We start from the raw sequence: 19519 nt of genomic DNA, 5'->3' as shown, positions 1-19519 counted from the left end.
CGCGTGCGCGTCACCGCGATGTCAGTCCCCGATGTGAGACTGGTCCGCATGAGCGAAGAGCGCGGGCGGGCACGGGATTTCGGCATCCCGCTGACCGGCGAGCCGGGGGAGTGGAACGCGATCACGGACGTGCCGGGCGTCGAGGTCGGGTACGTGACGCTGGTCGAGGGCGACGACGTGAGGACCGGGGTCACGGCGCTGCTGCCGCGCGGGCGCGACGGCGTCGGGACGCCGTGCGCGGCGGGGTGGCACTCGCTGAACGGCAACGGCGAGATGACCGGCACGGCGTGGCTGGAGGAGAGTGGCGCGCTGGCGGTGCCGGTGCTCCTCACCAACACGTACGCGGTCGGGCCGGTGCACCGCGGCGTGGTCGAGTGGGTGCGCAGGCACCGCAGGGACATCGCGCCGGAGTGGCTGCTGCCGGTGGTCACCGAGACATGGGACGGCTACCTGCACGACATCCACGGGGCGCACGTCACCCCGGCGCACGCGGGCGCGGCGATCGACGCGGCGGCGGGCGGGCCGGTCGCGGAGGGCGGCGTCGGGGGCGGCACGGGGATGCGGTGCTACGGGTGGAAGGGCGGCTCGGGGACCGCCTCACGCGTGGTGCGGTACGGGGCGGAGCGGTACACGGTCGGCGTCTTCGTGCAGGCCAACTTCGGGGCGCGGCGGGAGCTGGTCGTGGCGGGGACGCCGCTGGGACGGGCGGCTGTGGAGGCGGCGGAGACGGCGGAGGCTGAGGCCGCGGAGGCGGCGCCTGAAGGGGGAGGCGGCCGCGGCGGTACGGGCGCGGGCGGCGGGCCGGGCGCCGAGCGGCCCCTGCCGCCCGGGGCCGGGTCCGTCATCGTCGTCGTCGCCACCGACGCGCCGCTGCTGCCCGGGCAGTGCAAGGCCCTCGCCCGCCGGGTGCCGCTGGGCCTGGCCCGTACGGGCACCACCGGCAGCCACTTCTCCGGCGATCTCTTCCTCGCCTTCTCCACCGCGAACCCGTCCGCCCTCACCAGCACGTTCCCACCGCGCCCCGCCGCGGACGGGGACGCCGGCGGCGCCGGTGACGACGCTCCGTACGAGACGCTGCGCTTCATACCCTGGGGCCGCGTCGACCCCTTCCACACGGCCGTCGTCGAAGCCGTCGAGGAGGCCGTGCTCAACGTGCTGACCGCCGCCGGGCCCATGACCGGGCGCGACGGGCACCACGTGCCCGCGTTCCCGCTCGCGGCCCTCGCCGGGCTGCGCGGGGCGCGTACGGACTGACACGCGGATGCCGCGCCGGGCCCCCGGGGGGCCGCGGGCGGCGTGTCGGTCCGTGCCCCGCCGCCCGCGGTGCCCACGATGGGTGCGCCGAGGCGAGAGGAGCCGCACCGTGGCCCTGCACCAGACCGAGCGCGGCGACGCCGGACCGTACGACGACGTCTACGCGATGCCCATCAGCGAGCACGCGCTGCCCAAGTACTTCATGCCCGAGGAGGTCTCCGACCCGCGCGCCGTCAACGCGCTCATCCGCGACGAGCTGGCCCTCGACGGCAACGCCGCGCAGAACCTGGCGACGTTCTGCACCACCTGGGCCGAGGACGAGGTGCACAGCCTCATGGACGAGTGCATCGGCAAGAACATGGTCGACAAGGACGAGTACCCGCAGACCGCGGACATCGAGAACCGCTGCGTGCACATCCTCGCCGACCTGTGGCACTCCCCGCACGGCGAGACGACCATGGGCTGCTCGACCACCGGCTCCAGCGAGGCCGCGATGCTCGGCGGCCTGGCGCTCAAGTGGCGCTGGCGCATGCGCCGGAAGGCCGAGGGCAAGCCCGCCGACCGGCCGAACCTGGTGTGCGGTCCCGTGCAGGTGTGCTGGGAGAAGTTCGCCCGCTACTTCGACGTCGAGCTGCGCCAGGTGCCGCTGGAGCCGGACGCCACCGGGCTGCGCCCGCATCAACTCCGCGAGTACGTCGACGAGAACACCATCGGCGTCGTCGCCATCCTCGGCGTCACTTACACCTGCGACTACGAGCCCGTCAAGGAGATCGCCGCCGAACTCGACGCGATCCAGGCCGACACGGGCCTGGACGTGCCCGTGCACGTGGACGCCGCCAGCGGCGGCTTCGTCGCCCCGTTCCTCCGCCCCGAGCTGGAGTGGGACTTCCGGGTGGAGCGGGTGGCGTCCATCAACTCCTCCGGCCACAAGTACGGCATGGCGCCCCTCGGCGTCGGCTGGGCGATCTGGCGCTCCGCCGACCTGCTGCCCGAGGACCTGATCTTCCGCGTCAGCTACCTCGGTGGCGACATGCCGACGTTCGCGCTGAACTTCTCCCGGCCCGGCGGCGAGGTCGTCGCGCAGTACTACAACCTGCTGCGGCTGGGCCGCGCGGGCTACCGCCGCATCTACCGGGCGGCGGCCGGCAGCGCCGAGTGGCTGGGCGAGCAGATCGCCGGCATGGGCCCGTTCACGCTGCTGTACGACGGGCGCGGCGCGCTGCCGGCGGTGTCGTGGACGCTGACGGACCCGGCGGGCGCGGGCTTCACGCTGTACGACGTGACGGAGCAACTGCGGCTGCGTGGCTGGCAGGTGCCGGCGTACCCGCTGCCGCCGCGGCGGCAGGAGACGGTCATCCAGCGGGTGCTGATCAGGCACGGGATCAGCCACGACAAGATCGAGCTGCTGGCGGCGGACGTACGGGAGGCGCTCGACCGGCTGAAGGACGGGGCCGGGACACCGGCGCCGCAGCAGCCGGGCTTCCACCACTGAGCGGCGCGGCGGGCCGCCTGCCCGGCGTCCGCCCGCCGGGCGGACGCCGGGCAGGCGGCCGGTGGGTGCCGTGCGTGACGGACCCCCCGGTGGGCGCCCGGCGTGCGGTCAGGCGAAGAGGTCCCGGCGGACGCCCGCCGCGTCGAAGAGGTGGTCGCGGGAGGCTTCGAGGTCGCGGCGCAGGCCGTCGGGGCGGGTGCCGAGCAGCCGGCCGCGCCACTTGCGGATGCGGCCGGCGACGATCACGGTCTCGACGTTGGTGCGGTCCATGAGGGAGACGACGGCGCCGGGCACGTTGGTGAGCGGGGCGACGTTGAGGGCGGTGGCGTCCAGCAGGACGATGTCGGCTTCCTTGCCGGGCGTCAGGGTGCCGGTCCTGCGGTCCAGCCCCAGGTGCCGGGCGCCGTTGAGGGTCGCGTACCGCAGGACGTCCCGGACGGTCAGCAGCGGCGGGGTGCCCGGGGCCGGGACGGGATAGGCGTCGGGCGGGGTGAAGTCGCCCTGTTCGAGGACCATCTGGTTGACGACCATCCGCTGCATGGTCATCGCGGAGCGCATCAGTGTGAAGGGGTCGGCGGCCATGGTCGTCTCGACGTCGGAGCTGAGCGAGGGCTCCATACCGAGCTTCTGCATCGTGAGGATGGGCGGCTTGCCGTGCCGCATGGCCATCTCGATCGGGAACGCGACCGAGACGCCCACGCCGGCGTCGCGGGCACGCCGCCAGGCGAACTCGGACATGCCGGTCATGTGGATGAACATGACGTCGGGGCCGAGGCCGAGATCGCCGTCCGCGCCGCCGGTGCCGCGGGCGAGGTCGTCGATGACCGGCCGGTGGCCGGCGCTGGAGACGGCGTGCGCGGCGATGGGCAGGCCGAGTTCGCGGGCGATGCGCCAGGCGCGGGTGTAGACGGGCTCGGGCTGGTGGATCTCCCCGCCCATGACCATGGTGAGCAGTTGGTCGCCGGAGGAGAACCACTCGTCCCTGATGCGGTACGCGTCCTCCGGGTAGCGGGCCCCGGCGCGGCCGTCGCCCTCGAAGAAGCCGAACGCGGCGCGGCGCCCGGTGTCGGCGAGCGCCTGGACGGCTGCGTCGCTGTGTTCGGGGGAGTGGTGGATCTGGGAGACGTCGAGCACGGTGGTGACGCCGGCGTCCAGTTGGGACAGGCCGGCGGCCAGCGAGTTGACGTAGACGTCCTGCGGCCGGTACGCGGGCGCGAAGCGCTCCAGGACGTACTCCATGTACGAGGGGTCGGCGCTGGGCGAGCCCGATCCGTCGTCGATCAGCAGCCCGTTGGGGAGGAACGCGCGCAGGGCGGTCTCGAACTGGTGGTGGTGGGTGTCGACGAAGCCGGGCATGACGATGCGCCCGCGGGCGTCGATCACCTCGGCGCCGCCGGCCTCGATGCGGGGCCCGACGGCGATGATCTTCTTCCCCTCGACCAGGACGTCGGCGGCCTCGAAGTCGCCGACGTTCCGGTCCATGGACATGACCGCCCCGCCGCGGATGACGTACCGGCGGCCCCGGGGCGGCGCCTGATCGCGGGCGTGCGTGGCGGCGGCGGTCCGGGCGGGGAGGCCGGCCGCGGTCAGGGCGGCGCCCGCGGTGGCGGCGGCGGTCGAGGCCCTGAGGAACGTACGGCGCGCGTGACGACTGGTCACGGGGAATCCCTTCGACGGCGATCGACCCATCGAGTTGATGTGTCACCTCGAAGCCTAGCCCGCCGAGTTGATTCGTCAACTCGGCGTAGGATGGCGCCATGGCACCGCAGCCGCTGACCGCCCGCGAACTCCGCGCCTGGAGGACGTCCTTCCGGATGCTGGAGCTGCTCAGGACCAGGCTCGAACAGCAACTCCAGGCCGGCAGCGGCCTGTCCAGCGCCGACTACACCGTGCTCGCGCTGCTCTCCGAGGCGCCGGCGCGGCGGCTGCGCGCGTACGAACTCGGCCGGGCGGCCGGCTGGGAGAAGAGCCGGCTGCACCACCAGCTCACCCGGATGGGGACGCGCGGGCTGGTCGCCCGGGAGCGGTGCGGCTCCCGCGGGATGTACGCGGTGATCACGGAGAAGGGCCTCACCGCCCTGCGGGAGGCGGCGCCGGGGCACGCGCGGGAGGTCCGGCGGCTGTTCGTGGACCGGCTCACGGCGGAGGAGCTCGATCGGTTCGCGGAACTCGCGGGCACGATCCTCGCCCACCTGGAGGAGGACGAGCCGCCGGCGCCGTGAGCGTGCCGGGCCGCTCTCAGACCAGGCGGCGGGCGTCCGCCTTGTCGATACGGGCGAACAGCAGCGTCAGCACCGCCCCGCCCACCGCCCACGCCGCGATCACCAGCAGCGACCCCGTCATCGCCCGCCCGTCGAAGTACGCGATCGACCGCGCCGTCCACGTCCCGGCCCCCGGGACCAGCGCCGGACCGATCTCCCGCCAGAACGGCGGCAGCAGCGGATACGGATACGGCCCGCCCGCGCTCGGATTGCCCGCGATGACGATCACCAGCACCGTCATCCCGAGCCCGAGGATCCCCAGCATCCCCTGGAACGCGAACGTCGTCGCCCCCGCCGCACACACCACCAGCGCCCCCAGCGCCGCAAGACCCAGCACGCTGCCCGGCAGCGCCCCCAGCACCGGCCCGATCACCACCGCACCCAGCACCCCCAGCGCGATCGCGTACACCACCAGCACCCCCAGCCGGATCACCGCCCGCCGCGCGTCCGCCGGCCGCGCCCCGTAACTGACCGCGAGGATCGCCGCGCACAGATACCCGCCGACGCACCACCCCACCACCAGGTAGAACGCCGACAACCCCCGCGCGTCCCCCGGGTCCGCCGGCGCCACGTCCACCGTCCGCACGTCCCGGCCCTGCGCCCGCTCCGCCGCCGTCACGACCTTCCGCACCGCGTCCGACAGCGACGGCCCGCCGCCGCTCGCGACCAGCAGCACGTCCGTCGACCCCCGCGGGTCGACGACCAGCGCGCCGTCCAGACCGCGGTCCCGGATCCGGTCCACCGCCGCGTCCCGCGACGCCGCCGCCCGCGCCGACAGCGGCGAACCCGGCAGCCCGTTCAGCCCGTCGACCACCCTCCCCCGCTCCCGCGCCGGGGCGACCACCCCGAGCGGCACGTCCTTCGGCTTCGGCGCGTGGAAGGCCCCCGCGTACGAGGTGATGAAGAGCACGCCCAGCGCCAGCACCCCCAGCACCAGCAGCGCGGACCGCGGCGTCACCGCGTCCTTCACCTGTTGCCGGAGACTCCCCCCGCCCCCGAACCCCCGCCGGGTACCCCGCCGTCAGCCGCCCCGCTGCCCCCCAGGCCGTCCCCGTTGTCCAGACGCATGCCCCCAGCCTCCGCGACACCCCCCGCCCCCGCACCGCGGATACGCCCGAACGGGCCGCGCCCCCCTTCACGGCATCACCGCCAGCACCAGATACGCCGCGAACAACGCCAGATGCACCCCGCCCTGCTGCAGCGTCGCCCGCCCGTGCGTCACCGTCAGCGTCCCCACCAGCACCGTCATCGTCAGCAGCACCAACTGGCTGCTCCCCAGCCCCAGCTTCAGCGGCCCCGCCAGCCATATCGACGCGATCGCCACCGTCGGGATCGTCAGCCCGATACTCGCGATCGCCGACCCGTACGCCAGGTTCAGGCTCGTCTGCACCCGGTCCCTGCCCGCCTCCCGCACCGCCGCGATCGACTCCGGCAGCAGCACCAGCAGCGCGATCGCCGCACCCACCGCCGAGCGCGGCAGCCCCGCCGCGTCCAGCCCGTCCTCGATCGCAGGCGACACCCCCTTCGCCAGCCCCACCACACACACCAGCGCCAGCAGCAGCAGCCCGAGACCCAGCCACGCCGTACCCTTCGACGGCCGGTGCGCCGGGTCGTCCAGGTCGTCGATCACCTCGCCGCCCGGCGTCACCGGCAGGAACTTCTCCCGGTGCCGCACCGTCTGCGTCGCCACGAACATCCCGTACAGCGCGATCGACGCCAGCGCCGCGAACGCCAACTGCGCCGTCGCGAACACCGGCCCCGGCTCGCTCGTCGTGAACTTCGGCAGCACCAGACTCAGCCCCGCCAGCGTCGTCACCGTCGCCAACTGCGTCCCCGTGCCCTCCGCGCTGAAGAACGCCTCCCCGCGGCGCAGCGCCACCAGCAGCAGACTGAGGCCGACGATCCCGTTGCACGTGATCATCACCGCGGCGAACACCGTGTCCCGGGCCAGCGCGCTCGCCTTCTCGCCCCCGTCGACCATCATCGTGACGATCAGCGCCACCTCGATGACCGTCACCGCCACCGCCAGCACCAGCGCCCCGTACGGCTGCCCGATCCGCTCCGCGACCACCTCCGCGTGATGCACGGCCGCCAGCACCGCGGTGATGAGGAAGAAGCAGACGACACCCGTCATGACGCCCGAGAGTGAACGCTGCCATGTGAAGACGAGCACCACCGCGGCCGCCGGCGGCACGACGACCGACCAGTGGATGCGCCGGGAAGCCGTGCGGACGGTCATGTTCCGACAGTGGCACGCGGCGCGCGCCCCTGCTCATCGTGCGCGGCCGGACGGCGGTCCCGTACGGCCCCGGGCGTCCCGGCCCGTACGGCGTGGGCGTTCCCGCGCGTACGCCCCGGGCGCCCCCCGCCCGTACGCCCCTGGCCTTCCCGCCCTACGCCCCCGCCGCCGCCAGCCGGTGCTCCTGCGGGCTCACCCCGTGCACCCTCTTGAACGCCGTACTCAGCGCAAACGGACTCCCATACCCCACCCGCCGCGCCACCGCACCCACCGTCGCATCCGGCTCCCGCAGCAGATCCGCCGCCAACGCCAGCCGCCACCCCGTCAGATACGTCATCGGCGGCTCCCCCACCAGCTCCGCGAACCGCCGCGCCAGCGCCGCCCGCGACACCCCCGCCCGCACCGCCAGCTCCGCCACCGTCCACGGATGCGCCGGATCGTTGTGCAGCAGCTTCAGCGCCCGCCCCACCACCGGATCCCCCTGCGCCCGGTACCACCCGGGCGCCCGCGCCTCCGGCCGCGCGAACCACGCCCGCAGCGCCGCCACCACCAGCAGATCCAGCAGCCGGTCCAGCACCACCCGCTGCGCGGGCCCGTTCCGCCCGATCTCCTCCTCCAGCACCGGCAGCACCGGGCAGTCGCACATCTCCTTCGTCACCACCACCAGCCGCGGCAGCGCGTCCAGCAGCCGCGCACCGATCTCGCCGCTGTTCTCGTACGACCCGATCAGCATCCGCGCCGACCCGCCGCCGCCGTGCGTCCACGTCCGCACGTCCGCATCCAGCTCGTCCGCCAGACTCCGCCCGTCCGGCGTCTCACAGCGCCCGCCCGCGTGGATCACGGCCTGCGGCTCCGTCGCCGGATGATCCGAGAAGACATACGGATCCGGGCCGCGCATGATCGCGATCTCGCCCTCCCCCACCCGCACCGGCTCCGCATCGTCATACGTCACCCACGCCGTACCGCTCGCGAGCGCCACGATCGACAACGGCGCCCGGTCCACCACCCGCACCGACCACGGCGGTTCCAGCAGCGCCCGGATCATCAACGCGCCATGCGCCCGCGGACTGTCCAGAAGACCGGCAATCGAATCCATACCCCCCAGCGTAGACGCTCACGTATGCGATCGAGCCTTTCAGCCATGGAGCGTCCAGCCCCACGCGGCTTCACTGGCCATATGACGAACAACGACCAGAACATCCACCTCATCATCGGCGGCACCGGCAAGACCGGTCGCCACGTCACCGAGACCCTCACCGCCCGCGGCCACGCCGTACGCGCCGTCTCCCGCCGCAGCGACACCCCCTTCGACTGGCACGCCCCCGACACCTGGACCCCCGCCCTCCGCGGCGTCCGCACCGCCTACCTCACCTACGCCCCCGACCTCGCCGACCCCGCCGCCGCCCCCGCCATCCGCGCCTTCACCGAGACGGCCGTACGCGCCGGCGTACAGCGCCTCGTCCTCCTCTCCGGCCGCGGCGAACCCGAATGCCACCCCAGCGAGGACGCCGTCAAGGAATCCGGCGCCCAGTGGACCATCGTCCGCTGCGCCTGGTTCATGCAGAACTTCGACGAGGACTTCCTCCTCGAACCCGTCCTCTCCGGCGAACTCGTCCTCCCCGCCGCCGACGTCCCCGAGCCCTTCCTCGACACCCGCGACATCGCCGACGTCGTGGTCGCGGCCCTCACCGAAGACGGGCACAGTGGGACCACGTACGAACTGAGCGGCCCCCGCCTCCTCACCTTCGGCGACGCCGCCGCAGAGATCGGCCGCGCCACCGGCCGCGACGTGCGCTACGTGCCCGTCACCCCCGAACAGTTCCGGAAATCCGCCGCCGGACACCTCCCGCCCGACGTCGTCGAGATCTTCGCCGAACTCTTCACCCGCATACTCGACGGCCGCAACGCCCACCTCACCGACGGCGTCCGCAAAGCCCTGGGACGCGCCCCCCGCGACTTCACCGACTTCGTGCGCGAAGCGGCCGCCAGAGGAGCCTGGAATGTCTGACTTCCGCACCGCCGCGCTCTTCGCGGCCGTCCTCACCACGGGACTGAGCGCCGGCCTCTTCTACGTCTGGTCGTACTCCGTGATGCCCGGCCTCGCCCGCGCCTCCGACCGCACCTTCGTCGAAAGCTTCCAGCAGATGAACCGGGCCATGATGAACGGCTGGTTCGCCCTCACCTTCGGCGGCGCCTTCGTCCTCCTCCTGCTGGCCGGCGGACTGCTCCTCGGCGCCGACGGCGACCAGCGGTCCAAGCCGCTCCCGTGGCTCGTCGCCGCGCTCGTCCTCTACGTCGCCATGCTGGCCATCACCTTCGCGATCAACGTGCCGATGAACAACGAACTCGACGCCGCCGGCGCCGTCGACCAGATCAAGGACCTGGCCGGGCTGCGCGAGCGGGTGGAGGACAGGTGGGTGCGCTGGAACAACGTCCGCTCCGTCGTCATGGTGCTCTCCTTCGGCAGCGTGAGCTGGGCGCTGCTGCAGTACGGACGCGCCACCGGCAAGGGATAGCCGGGTGGCGCGACGGGGCCGGCACCGGGGGCACGGGGCTCCGGGGCCGGCCTTCGTCGTGCGCGGGCCCACCCGCGCACAGGGGAAAGCCCCCGGCGGGCCCGCCTCCGTGTGAACCGGGGAGTATCACGGGGCGGCACCCGCCGGGGGCCGGGGGGATGGATCAGGGGGTGGAGAGGGGCGTAGGAGAGGGGCCGGTGGCTCAGTCGTCGGAGTCGTCACCCCGGTCGTCGCTGTCGTCGTCCTTGCCGTCGTCGCTGTCGTCGTCGCTGTCGTCCGACTGGCCGTCGTCGTCACCGCGGTCGGCGACGACGTCACCGCTGGCGGCGTCGACGTTCACCTCGTACCACTTGCCGTCCTCGCCGAGGACGTCGATCTCCCACTTGCTGGCCTCGTTCTTGCCGTCGTCGTCCGCAGCGTCGAACTCGGCGGAACCCACCGTCCCAGCGTGCTCCTGCAGCGCCGCGGCGATCGCGTCGTCCACGCTCACCTTCGCCGCGGCGAGCGCCTCCGCCTCGGCCCGGTCGTCGTCCTGGCCGTCGTCGTCGCGGTCGTCCCGGTCGTCCCGGTCGTCCTGGCCGTCGTCGTCGCGGTCGTCGTCGGCCACCTGTACGTCCGCCGGCACCGAGGCGGCGTCCGCGCCGCTGTCGCCGCCGTTCGAGGCCGCGACCGCGGTCACCGTGCCTCCGGTGATCAGAGCGGCCGACGCGACGGCGGCGATGACGATGTTGCGCTTCATGAGGGTTCCTCCTGCTGTCGACGGCCCGTGCCGCTCTGTGCTGACAGGGACCAAGCTGCCTGAGCGACCCTGAAGGCACCCTGAAGGCACCTGAACGGTTCTTCAGGTTCGGTTTGCGACCCTTAGGGGCATGCGACTGCTGATCGTCGAGGACGAGCGACGTCTCGCCACCTCCCTCGCCCGCGGGCTCGCCGCCGAGGGCTTCGCCGTGGACGTCGTCCACGACGGCGTCGAGGGCCTGCACCGGGCCACCGAGACCGACTACGACCTCATCGTCCTCGACATCATGCTCCCCGGCCTGAACGGCTACCGCGTCTGCGCCGCCCTCCGCGCCGCCGGCGACGAGACCCCCATCCTCATGCTCACCGCCAAGGACGGCGAGTACGACGAGGCCGAGGGCCTCGACACCGGCGCCGACGACTACCTCACCAAGCCCTTCAGCTACGTCGTCCTCCTCGCCCGCGTACGCGCCCTCCTGCGCCGCCGCGGCCGCACCGCCGCCCCCGTCCTGCGCGTCGGCGCCCTCGCCGTCGACCCCGCCGCGCGCCGGGTCCACGTCGGCGACACCGAGGTGACGCTGACGACCAAGGAGTTCGCGGTCCTCGAAGTGCTCGCGCAGCGCGCCGGCGAGGTCGTCGCCAAGTCCGAGATCCTCGACCACGCCTGGGACTTCGCCTACGACGGCGACCCCAACATCGTCGAGGTCTACGTCAGCGCCCTGCGCCGCAAACTCGGCGCCCGCACCATCCAGACCGTACGCGGCGCCGGCTACCGGCTCGCCGACCCCGGCCCCGACCCCGACACCGCCGGCGGCAGCGCCCGTGCGTAGCCCCTTCTCCTCCGTACGCGCCAAGGCCGCGGTCGGCGCCACGGCCGTCGTCGCCCTCGCGCTCGTCGCGGCGGGCGTCGCCGTCCTGCTCGTCCTCCGCTCCAACCTGCACGACCAGACCGAACTGCGCGCCGAGGTCAACGCGCGCCGCATCGCGACGGAACTGAGCAACGGCATCCCGCTCGCCGACCTCGACCTCCCCGAGGACAACCCCACCGTCGTACGCGACGACAGGGACCGGATGGTGCTCGAAAGCGAGGACCTCGGCCACATCACCGGCGCCGGCGACGGCCCCACCACACCGCCGCGGGACGCCCGCACGGAAAGCCCGCCGCCGAGCCCCGCGCCGACGCCGACACAGACGCCCACGCCGAGCCCCACGGGCGACCCGGACGACTCCGACGACTCGGGGGACTCGGGCGACGACAACGGCGGGGACCGCGACGACGCGGACGACGACGCGGACGACGACGCCGAGGACGCCGAGGACGCGGCGGACGACGCCGCGGACGAGGCGAACTCCGACGACTCCGACGACTCCGGGAACGACTCGGCCGACGACTCCGACGACTCCGGGAACGACTCGGCCGACGACTCCGGCGACTCCGGCGACGACGACCCCGCGCCGCGGCGCGGCGAGGTCGAGGACGAAGCGGAACGCCACACCGGCACGGCCGTACTCGACGGCGAACGCGCCGACTACCGCTTCGCCGGCCTCAAGGTCACCACCCCCGACGGCCAGACCTACACCGTCTGGGCCGGTGTCCCCCTCGACACCGAGCAGAACGCCGTCGGCACCGTCGGCCGCGCCATGCTCGCCGGGCTGGTCCCGCTCCTTGCCGTGGTGGCCGGCGTGACCTGGCTCGTCACGCGGCGCGCGCTGCGCCCCGTCGAGGGCATCCGCGGCGAGATGGCCGCGATCACCGCCTCCACGGACCTCTCCCGCCGGGTGCCGGAGCCCGCCAGCCGCGACGAGGTCGCCCGGCTCGCCCGCACCACCAACGAGACTCTGACCGCCCTGGAGAAGTCCGTCGAACGCCAGCGCCGCTTCGTCGCCGACGCCTCCCACGAACTGCGCAGCCCCATCGCCTCGCTCCGCACCCAACTGGAGGTCGCCGCTGCGCACCCCGAACTCCTCGACCTGGACGGCGCGGTGGCGGACACCGTACGGCTCCAGCACCTCGCCGCCGACCTGCTCCTGCTGGCCCGGCTGGACGCCGGGGAGGAGCCTTTGGGCAAGCCGGTCGCGCTGGGCGCGCTGGTACGGGAGACTGTGGAACGCCGCCACGCGGAGGGCCAGGAGAGCGCTGGTCCGGGGCGCGAGGTGGCGGTCGTGACCGGGGAAGTGGCGGACGCCACGGTGGCCGGATCGCGCGGCCAACTGGAGCGCGTCCTCGGCAACCTGCTGAACAACGCGGTACGGCACGCCGCCGGCCGGGTCGACGTCAGCGTGCGCCGCGAGGGCGCGTGGGCGGTGCTGGACATCGCGGACGACGGCGCGGGTGTGCCCGCGGCGGACCGGGAGCGGATCTTCGAGCGGTTCGTCCGCCTCGACGACGCCCGCAGCCGCGACGAGGGCGGCGCGGGCCTGGGCCTGGCGATCGTCCGGGACGTGGTCGTACGCCACGGAGGGACGATCGGCGTCGGCGAGGCGGCGGGCGGCGGGGCGCTGTTCACCGTACGGCTGCCGCTGAGCGGACCGCCGGCCGGCGACTGACGAGGGCGCGGGTGACGGCTAACGAGTAACGACTAACGGCTGACAGATTTCGAAATCTGTCAGCCGTCAGTTGGCGGGTGTCAGGCATCAAGCGACAGGCGCCAGGCGTCACAGAGCCGACCAGCCGGGCGGGGCGCCGCATTCGTGCAAACCTTCCGCGCCCCGTCTGCGTCTTCTCCAGTGCACCGGCCGGTGTCCGCCCGTACGCACCGGCCGGTGCTCCGCACCGTCCCGCGCATCAGCCCCGCAGCCGCGCCATCCACGCCTCGACCTCATCCGCCTGCCGCGGCAGCCCGGCCGACAGGTTCCGGCAGCCATCCTCCGTCACCAGGATGTCGTCCTCGATCCGCACGCCGATGCCCCGGTACTCCTCCGGCACCGTCAGGTCATCCGCCTGGAAGTACAGCCCCGGCTCCACCGTCAGGCACATCCCCGGCCGCAGCGTGCCGCCCACGTACTCCTCGGTGCGGGCCGCGGCGCAGTCGTGGACGTCGATGCCGAGCATGTGCCCCGTGCCGTGCAGCGTCCAGCGCCGCTGGAGTCCCAGCTCCAGCACCTTGTCCACGTCCTCGACCTGGAGCAGCCCCCACTCGATGAGCTTCGCCGCCAGCACCCGCTGCGACGCGTCGTGGAAGTCGCGGTACGCCGCCCCCGGCCGGACGGCGGCGATGCCCGCCTCCTGCGCCTCGTACACGGCGTCGTAGATCCGCCGCTGCAGCGGCGTGTACGTGCCGTCGATGGGGAGGGTGCGGGTGACGTCGGCGGTGTAGAGGTTGCGGGTCTCGACGCCGGCGTCGAGCAGGAGCAGTTCGCCGGAGCGGACGGGGCCGTCGTTGCGCACCCAGTGGAGCGTGGTGGCGTGGGGGCCGGAGGCGCAGATGGAGCTGTAGCCGACGTCGTTGCCCTCGACGCGCGCGCGGAGGAAGAACGTGCCCTCGATGTAGCGTTCGCTGGTGGCCTCGGCCCGGTCGAGGATCTTCACGACGTCCTCGAAGCCGCGCGCGGTCGACTCGCACGCGTACTCCAGCTCCGCGATCTCGAACTCGTCCTTGACGAGCCGCATCTCGGAGAGGAAGACGCGGAACTCCTCGTCCCGCTCGCCGGTGACCTTGTCGTCGAGGGCCTTGTCGACGGCGGCGTCGTAGCCGCGCAGCAGCCGTACGGGGCCGGTGGCCTCCGCCAGGTGCTCGGTGAGCTTGCGGACGTCCTTGACGGGGAGGCCGAGCAGCTTCTCGTTCTCGGTGAGGCTGTTGCGCCGGCCGACCCACAGCTCGCCCTGGCCGGAGAGCCAGAACTCGCCGTTGGTGCGGTCGGAGCGCGGCAGCAGGTACGCGGTCGCCTCGTGTCCCGGGGTGCCGTCGCCGGTGGTGACGGGCTCCAGGACGAGCACGCCGTCCTCGGTCTGGTCGCCGGTGAGGTAGGCGTAGTCGGAGGAGGGCCGGAAGGGGTATTCGGTGTCGTTGGCCCGGACCTTGAGGTTGCCGGCGGGGATGACGAGGCGTTCGCCGGGGAAGCGCGCGGAGAGCGCGGCGCGGCGCTCGGCGGCGTACGGGGCCTGGGGGAGGGGCTGGAGGTCGTGGCGTTCGGTGTCGGCCCAGCCGGACTTCATGTTCTCGGCGAGCTCGTCGGAGAGGGCCCCGTACAGGCCGTTCTTGCGCTGCTTGACGGGCTTCTCCTCGGCGCCCTCCGCGCCCTCCGCGCCTTCCGCGCCCTCCGCGCCCTCGGCGCCTTCCGCGGTCGCTCCGGGCGCGGTCTCCGCGGGTCCCGCGGTCTCCGTGGTCTCGGGCGTCCGGGTCTGCGGCTGCTCCTGGGTCACGGCTTCCTCCTCTGCGATGCGTGGCCGTTCCCAGCGTACGGCCGGGGGCGCGCCGCGCAGACCCCGCGAGCAGTGACGTTTCGAACGACGCGGGCCGGGGCTCCGTACGGCGCGCGGCCCGGTTGGCCCGGGTGGCGGTCAGCCGGTGAGCTGTACGGCGAGGAGGACGACGTCCTCGGGGTGGTCGGCGCCGTCGTGAGGGCCGGCGGGCAGCAGGCGGGCGAGGACGTGGTCGGTGAGCGCTTCGGGGTCGTCGCGGACGGGTGCGGGGGCGGTGGCGGCGGCGTGGTGGAGGCGGGTCATGGCCTGGTCGGTGGGCCGGCCGGTGCGGTGGAGGAGGCCGTCGGTGTAGAGGAGGACGGTTTCTCCTGGCGCGGGGTCGATGGTGACGCTGGGCGCTTCCCAGCAGGTGAGCATGTTCAGCGGCGCGGAGAGGGTGGTCTCGGCGTACTCGGTGCGCCAGGGGCCCGTGACGAGCGGCGGGCAGTGTCCGGCGCCGGCGACGACGATGCTGCGGCGGCCGGGCGGCGCGTAGGCGAAGAGGGCGGTGGCGCGGCGGCCGGGTTCGGTGAGCCGCATGAGGAGTTCGAGGTCGGAGAGGACGGCGACGGGGTCTTCGCCTTCCATGACGGCGTACGCGCGCAGTCCGGCCCGCAACTGGCCCATGGCGGCGACGGCGGCGGGTCCGCCGCCGCCCGCGGAGCCGACGGCGAGGCCGAGGGCGCCGTCGGGGAGGGGGAGGACGTCGTAGAAGTCGCCGCCGCCGAGGGGTCCCGTGCGGTGCCGGACGGCGACGCGGGCGCCGGGGACGCGGGGGAGGCGGGCGGGGAGCAGGGCGGCGCGGACGCCGTCGGCGGCGGTGCGGGCGCGGGTGAGGTCGAGGAGCCGGGCGAGGTGGTCGCCGGCGTGGCGGGTGTAGAGGCCGGCGATGCGGCGCTGCCGGTCGGTGGGACGGGCGGGCCCGTCGTAGAGCCACTCGACGGCGCCGAGGAGGGCGTGGGGCGCGGCGGCCGCGGGGGCGGGGTGGGTGCCGGTGCGGTAGGCGGGCGGGCCGGCCGGTACGGGTCCGGGTGTCTCCGGGTGTACGGGTCCGGGGGCGCCCCCGGGCTGTCCCGGCAGCGGCTGTCCGGTGTGGGGGTGGGGGTGGGGGTGCGCCCGGCCCGGTGCCGGGGGCCCGGCGGCCTGCGGCCGGGGGGCCGCGGGTCCGTGGTCGTGGTGGCCGGCGTGGTCGGCCGGCGCGGGTCCGGCCGCCGCGGGCCGCTGCGGCCCGTAGCCGGCGTGCCCCGCTCCCGGGAGTGCCCCTCCCGGGAGCGGGGCCCCCGGGAGTCCGGCCCCCGGATAGCCGCCCCCCGGATGGCCGGTCACCGGGTGTGTCCGCTGTCCGGTTCCCGTCTGGCCCGGTTGTGCCGTACCCGCCTGGTCCTGCTGTCCCGGCCCCGGCCCCGGGTGTCCCGGGCCCGCCGCCGCGCTCGGCGCCCCCGCCGCCGCGAGCGGTACCGCGTAGCCCGCCCCGTAGCCGAGGCGCATGGCGACGTCGCGGTGGCGGGGGTGGAGGTCGGGTTCCGCGGCGAGGTCGGGGCGGCAGACGTCGGCGGGGCGGGTGGCGGCGGGGGCGTCGAGGATGCGCCCGTACGACGTGGAGGCGCGTGGCACGGTCTCCATGGCGCCGAGTTCCGCAGCGCCGATGCCGTATCCGACGCGGGTGTCGGGGCCGCGGCCGTCGGCGGGCTGCAGGACGGCGAACCCCCGGCGCGCGCCGAGGAGTTCCGCGCCGGCGCGGAGGATCTCGTGCAGCGCCTCTTCCAACTCCGTCGTGCGGGCGAGTCGTCCGGTGAGTTCGTGGAGTGCGCTGAGGTCGCCGGCCCAGGCGGAGAGGCGGTCGTACGAGGCCGCGGGGGGCTCGGCGGGGTGGGCGATGGCGGGTCGCAGCAGCCTCTGTAGCTCAATTCCGGCCACATTCGGGAACGGTGGGGTGCTCACCGTCGGCGGCTTTCGCGCAGGGGTTCCGCACCCGCGGCCCGCGTTCCGGCGCGGCCCGTCCGTACGGGCCCGACCGGCACAGGCATCGCGCTCAACAGCATCGCAGACCCCCATCTCATGCTGTACCACTCGCAATAGATCCACATTTACACGGACTGGTGATGCGATGTCCAGTGTTGTCGGCCCGGGCATGGTGGTGTCCGCGGGGCATCTGTGTTTGGCTGAAAACCGATGGGTGCTCTGTTCAACTGCGGTCGACTGGATTTCGACACGGAGGTCCCCACACAAGCCGGCAACGGCAGGAACCCGCCCGGGCGGCAGCGCGTCCTAGAGGACAGAGCCCGGGCCCGGCCAACGCGTGGCGCGCCATCGCACGACCGACCGCACGCACCGACGCACCGAATCAGCGCACCGATGCAGCACAGACACCGCACCGAGACCGCAGTGACTGTATGACCCTCGCAAGGTGAATCGGCCAGCAGACCCTGGTGCCACGGAAGGATGAGCGCTTATGCGCGAATATCCCGGAAAGCGGCGCAGGCGTAACGGGCAGCGGGCGCTGCCGGACGCGGCGCTGACGTTCGCTTCGCAGTGGCAGTGGCCCGTCGTACCCGGAGCGGGCCTGGAACCGCAGCGGCGCAGCCGCAGGGACCGGACGCAGAGCAGGACACAGGAGACGACCGCGCAGCCGCGTGACCGCGGCTGCGCGTGCCCTTACGCGGAGTGCGCCGCACCCGGCGCGCATCCCTACGACCCCGGCGTGCTCGCCGCGACGACGGATCCGCGCATGGTGCGCTGGTGGTGGGAGCGGCAGCCGGACGCGCCGGTGCTGCTCGCCACCGGCGGCCGCGCGCCGAGCGCGGTGAGCCTGCCCGCGGTGACCGCGGCGCGGGCGCTGGCGCGGCTGGACCGGCTCGGTGTGCGTACGGGCCCGGTGGTGGCCACGCCGGAGCGCTGGGCGCTGCTGGTGGCCGGTTACGGCTACGAGGAGCTGGGCGAGCTGCTCGGCGAGCTCGGCTGGGTGCCGGCGTCGCTGGCCTTCCACGGCGAGGGCGGCTATCTGGCGCTGCCGCCGTCGCAGACGGGCGCGGGCCGTGTCCGCTGGGAGCGGGCGCCGCGGCCGGGGCCGGACGGCGGTGCGCCGTGGCTGCCGCCGGTGGCGTCGGTGGTCGACGTGCTGGTGGCGGCGGTGGCGGCGGCTCCGGGCGGCGGCAGCAGGTTCGTCGGCTGAAGAGGCGCGCCCCGCCGGGCCCGGCGGGCGTACGAGAGGTGGAGCGGTGCGTACGGGCAGGCATGCCGCGAGGCGGCCCGTGCGCACCGCTTGTCCGTCCCGCGTCCTGTCTGTCCCGCGCCGCCGAAATGGCGCTCTGTCCCCCGCCTTCGGGTGTGCGCGGCGCGGTGGGTAAAGTCCCCGCGCCGTCCCGTGTCCGGGCATGTAAAGACCCGGCCGCTGGCGACGGGGGATGCACCAGCGACCGGGCTACAAGCGACGGTAACAACACTTTGGCGTTTCGCAAATTCGAACGTCGTAATTCCCGTCAAATGATGGACCCGTCATACCGCACGGTATGTCTTTGATCAGCTAAGCGTCACCTGGCGGTTGGCGAGCCCGCCGCGGGCCTTGCGTTCCGTCCCCGTCAGCGGCTCGGTGACGGCCAGCGCCTCCGCCAGCCGCTCCCCGAACTCCGCGGCGGGCTTCTCGCAGTCCTCCGCGGTCATCGACGACGGCAGGTCCCACACCGGCACCACGAGCCCGTGCGCGCGGAACGAGCCGACGAGCCGGGTGCCCTCCGCGAGCTGGGAGTGGCCGGCGGCGTGGAGCCGGGCGAGGGCGTCGAGGAGCTTCTCCTCGGGGTGGGGCATGACCCAGCGCAGGTGGTTCTTCTCCGGCGCCTCGCACCAGTACGCGGCCTCGACGCCGCCGAGGCGGGCGGTGGGGATGGCGGCGGCGTTGGCCCGTTCCAGGGAGGCGGCGACCTCGCCGGACGCCGACTCGGCGTCGTCCAGCCAGAACTCGAACCCGTCGTGCACCACGGGCCGCAGCGCCGCGGAGGTGTCGAGGAGGTCCTGGAGGCGCGGGCCTTCGCCGGTGCCGGTGGGGGCGGCGGGTTCGACGGGGGAGCCGGGGGTGGCGGTGAGCGCGCGGGTGAGGACGTCGGCGAGGTCGCGGCTGATGTCGCCGGAGGCGGTGTCGTTCTGCAGCCCGAGGAGCACCGTGCCGTCGTCGCGGCGCAGCGCGGGCCAGGCCATGGGGAGCACGGTGGCGAGGGTGAGCGACGGTACGTCGTCGGGGCGGCCGGCGGCGAGGGTGAGTTCCGCGGTGCCGGCGGGGACGAGTTCGCGCAGCGCCACCCAGTCGCATTCGCCGGGCAGTCCCTCGAAGGGCCGGCGGACCAGCTCGGTGACGGCCTGCGCGGCGGCGCGGCCGTGGCATGCCTTGTACCGCCGGCCCGAGCCGCACGGGCAGGGCTCGCGGGCGCCGACGACGGGGATGTCGCCGTCGGGCACGGCGGCGGGCTGGGATGCCTTCGTACGGGGGCGGCGCTTCTTCGCCATGGCTGGAATGCTCCGTTCGGGGCGCGGACGGTGTCACGTACCGCCGGAGCCTAGTCCCAGCGCGGGGCCGCCGGGCGCACCGCCCGGGGACGGCCGCGGGGCGGGCGCGGAGCGGGCGCG

Annotated in this window: 16 protein-coding genes; 8 read left to right on the top strand and 8 right to left on the bottom strand. The window is 74.1% G+C overall.

Features of this window, described 5'->3' with window-relative positions:
* The first annotated feature begins 48 nt into the window (after window positions 1-48).
* Window positions 49-1254, top strand: a complete 1206-nt coding sequence (locus DMB38_RS16550; RefSeq protein WP_125935844.1) for a P1 family peptidase — start codon at window positions 49-51, stop codon at window positions 1252-1254.
* 166 nt (window positions 1255-1420) lie between these two features.
* On the top strand, window positions 1421-2746 hold the full coding sequence (locus DMB38_RS16545) for a glutamate decarboxylase (protein WP_240662712.1): 1326 nt from the start codon (window positions 1421-1423) through the stop codon (window positions 2744-2746).
* Window positions 2747-2854: 108 nt separating this feature from the next.
* On the opposite strand, the gene DMB38_RS16540 is transcribed toward DMB38_RS16545, so the two are convergent.
* Window positions 2855-4405, bottom strand: a complete 1551-nt coding sequence (locus tag DMB38_RS16540) for an amidohydrolase family protein (RefSeq protein WP_125935842.1) — start codon at window positions 4403-4405, stop codon at window positions 2855-2857.
* Window positions 4406-4503: 98 nt separating this feature from the next.
* Between DMB38_RS16540 and DMB38_RS16535 the strand changes: the two genes are divergently transcribed.
* Window positions 4504-4968 (top strand): MarR family transcriptional regulator, encoded by a 465-nt coding sequence (locus DMB38_RS16535; RefSeq protein ID WP_240662305.1) that lies wholly within the window; start codon window positions 4504-4506, stop codon window positions 4966-4968.
* Window positions 4969-4984: 16 nt separating this feature from the next.
* Here DMB38_RS16535 and DMB38_RS16530 read toward each other — a convergent pair whose 3' ends face one another.
* The 3 genes from DMB38_RS16530 to DMB38_RS16520 form a co-directional block, all read right to left on the bottom strand.
* Window positions 4985-5977 (bottom strand): DUF3533 domain-containing protein, encoded by a 993-nt coding sequence (locus DMB38_RS16530; RefSeq protein ID WP_240662303.1) that lies wholly within the window; start codon window positions 5975-5977, stop codon window positions 4985-4987.
* A 165-nt stretch (window positions 5978-6142) separates the two neighbouring features.
* The gene (locus DMB38_RS16525; RefSeq protein ID WP_125935841.1) at window positions 6143-7246 is read right to left on the bottom strand and encodes an ionic transporter y4hA; all 1104 of its coding nucleotides are present in this window, start codon (window positions 7244-7246) and stop codon (window positions 6143-6145) included.
* Window positions 7247-7400: 154 nt separating this feature from the next.
* A complete protein-coding gene (locus DMB38_RS16520) occupies window positions 7401-8342 on the bottom strand; it encodes an AraC family transcriptional regulator (protein WP_125935840.1) in 942 nt (313 codons plus the stop codon).
* An 81-nt stretch (window positions 8343-8423) separates the two neighbouring features.
* On the opposite strand from DMB38_RS16520, the gene DMB38_RS16515 reads away from it, so the two are divergent.
* Entirely contained in the window at window positions 8424-9254 is an 831-nt protein-coding gene (locus DMB38_RS16515) for an NAD(P)H-binding protein (RefSeq protein ID WP_125935839.1), read from the top strand.
* The gene (locus DMB38_RS16510; protein WP_125935838.1) at window positions 9247-9762 is read left to right on the top strand and encodes a DUF1772 domain-containing protein; all 516 of its coding nucleotides are present in this window, start codon (window positions 9247-9249) and stop codon (window positions 9760-9762) included. Before DMB38_RS16515 ends, DMB38_RS16510 begins: the two co-directional genes overlap by 8 nt.
* A gap of 202 nt (window positions 9763-9964) precedes the next feature.
* Here the strand turns inward: DMB38_RS16510 and DMB38_RS16505 are convergent, their stop codons facing one another.
* On the bottom strand, window positions 9965-10501 hold the full coding sequence (locus DMB38_RS16505) for a PepSY domain-containing protein (protein WP_125935837.1): 537 nt from the start codon (window positions 10499-10501) through the stop codon (window positions 9965-9967).
* A 130-nt stretch (window positions 10502-10631) separates the two neighbouring features.
* Between DMB38_RS16505 and DMB38_RS16500 the strand changes: the two genes are divergently transcribed.
* Entirely contained in the window at window positions 10632-11330 is a 699-nt protein-coding gene (locus tag DMB38_RS16500; protein ID WP_125935836.1) for a response regulator transcription factor, read from the top strand.
* On the top strand, window positions 11323-13047 hold the full coding sequence (locus tag DMB38_RS16495) for a HAMP domain-containing sensor histidine kinase (protein ID WP_125935835.1): 1725 nt from the start codon (window positions 11323-11325) through the stop codon (window positions 13045-13047). Before DMB38_RS16500 ends, DMB38_RS16495 begins: the two co-directional genes overlap by 8 nt.
* 238 nt (window positions 13048-13285) lie before the next feature.
* Here the strand turns inward: DMB38_RS16495 and DMB38_RS16490 are convergent, their stop codons facing one another.
* Complete coding sequence (locus DMB38_RS16490) at window positions 13286-14863, bottom strand: aminopeptidase P family protein (protein WP_125935834.1); 1578 nt, start codon at window positions 14861-14863, stop codon at window positions 13286-13288.
* 138 nt (window positions 14864-15001) lie between these two features.
* Window positions 15002-16819: a PP2C family protein-serine/threonine phosphatase gene (locus DMB38_RS16485; protein ID WP_125935833.1), complete on the bottom strand. Its 1818-nt coding sequence runs from the start codon at window positions 16817-16819 to the stop codon at window positions 15002-15004.
* A 535-nt stretch (window positions 16820-17354) separates the two neighbouring features.
* Between DMB38_RS16485 and DMB38_RS16480 the strand changes: the two genes are divergently transcribed.
* The gene (locus DMB38_RS16480) at window positions 17355-18074 is read left to right on the top strand and encodes a bifunctional DNA primase/polymerase (RefSeq protein WP_125935832.1); all 720 of its coding nucleotides are present in this window, start codon (window positions 17355-17357) and stop codon (window positions 18072-18074) included.
* Between the two features lie 347 nt (window positions 18075-18421).
* Here the strand turns inward: DMB38_RS16480 and DMB38_RS16475 are convergent, their stop codons facing one another.
* A complete protein-coding gene (locus DMB38_RS16475; protein WP_125935831.1) occupies window positions 18422-19399 on the bottom strand; it encodes a DUF5926 family protein in 978 nt (325 codons plus the stop codon).
* Window positions 19400-19519 lie beyond the last annotated feature (120 nt).

It is taken from the genome of Streptomyces sp. WAC 06738 (genome assembly GCF_003945505.1).
GTDB lineage: Bacteria > Actinomycetota > Actinomycetes > Streptomycetales > Streptomycetaceae > Streptomyces.
The sequence above is the reverse complement of the archived record's forward strand: the minus strand, read 5'-3'. Positions and strand labels throughout refer to the sequence as shown.

Coding starts and splice junctions, on each gene's coding strand:
- DMB38_RS16550 (WP_125935844.1), top strand. CDS start 49: ATGAGCGAAGAGCGCGGGCGGGCACGGGATTTCGGCATCCCGCTGACC.
- DMB38_RS16545 (WP_240662712.1), top strand. CDS start 1,421: ATGCCCATCAGCGAGCACGCGCTGCCCAAGTACTTCATGCCCGAGGAG.
- DMB38_RS16535 (WP_240662305.1), top strand. CDS start 4,504: ATGGCACCGCAGCCGCTGACCGCCCGCGAACTCCGCGCCTGGAGGACG.
- DMB38_RS16525 (WP_125935841.1), bottom strand. CDS start 7,246: ATGACCGTCCGCACGGCTTCCCGGCGCATCCACTGGTCGGTCGTCGTG.
- DMB38_RS16520 (WP_125935840.1), bottom strand. CDS start 8,342: ATGGATTCGATTGCCGGTCTTCTGGACAGTCCGCGGGCGCATGGCGCG.
- DMB38_RS16515 (WP_125935839.1), top strand. CDS start 8,424: ATGACGAACAACGACCAGAACATCCACCTCATCATCGGCGGCACCGGC.
- DMB38_RS16510 (WP_125935838.1), top strand. CDS start 9,247: ATGTCTGACTTCCGCACCGCCGCGCTCTTCGCGGCCGTCCTCACCACG.
- DMB38_RS16505 (WP_125935837.1), bottom strand. CDS start 10,501: ATGAAGCGCAACATCGTCATCGCCGCCGTCGCGTCGGCCGCTCTGATC.
- DMB38_RS16500 (WP_125935836.1), top strand. CDS start 10,632: ATGCGACTGCTGATCGTCGAGGACGAGCGACGTCTCGCCACCTCCCTC.
- DMB38_RS16480 (WP_125935832.1), top strand. CDS start 17,355: ATGCGCGAATATCCCGGAAAGCGGCGCAGGCGTAACGGGCAGCGGGCG.
- DMB38_RS16475 (WP_125935831.1), bottom strand. CDS start 19,399: ATGGCGAAGAAGCGCCGCCCCCGTACGAAGGCATCCCAGCCCGCCGCC.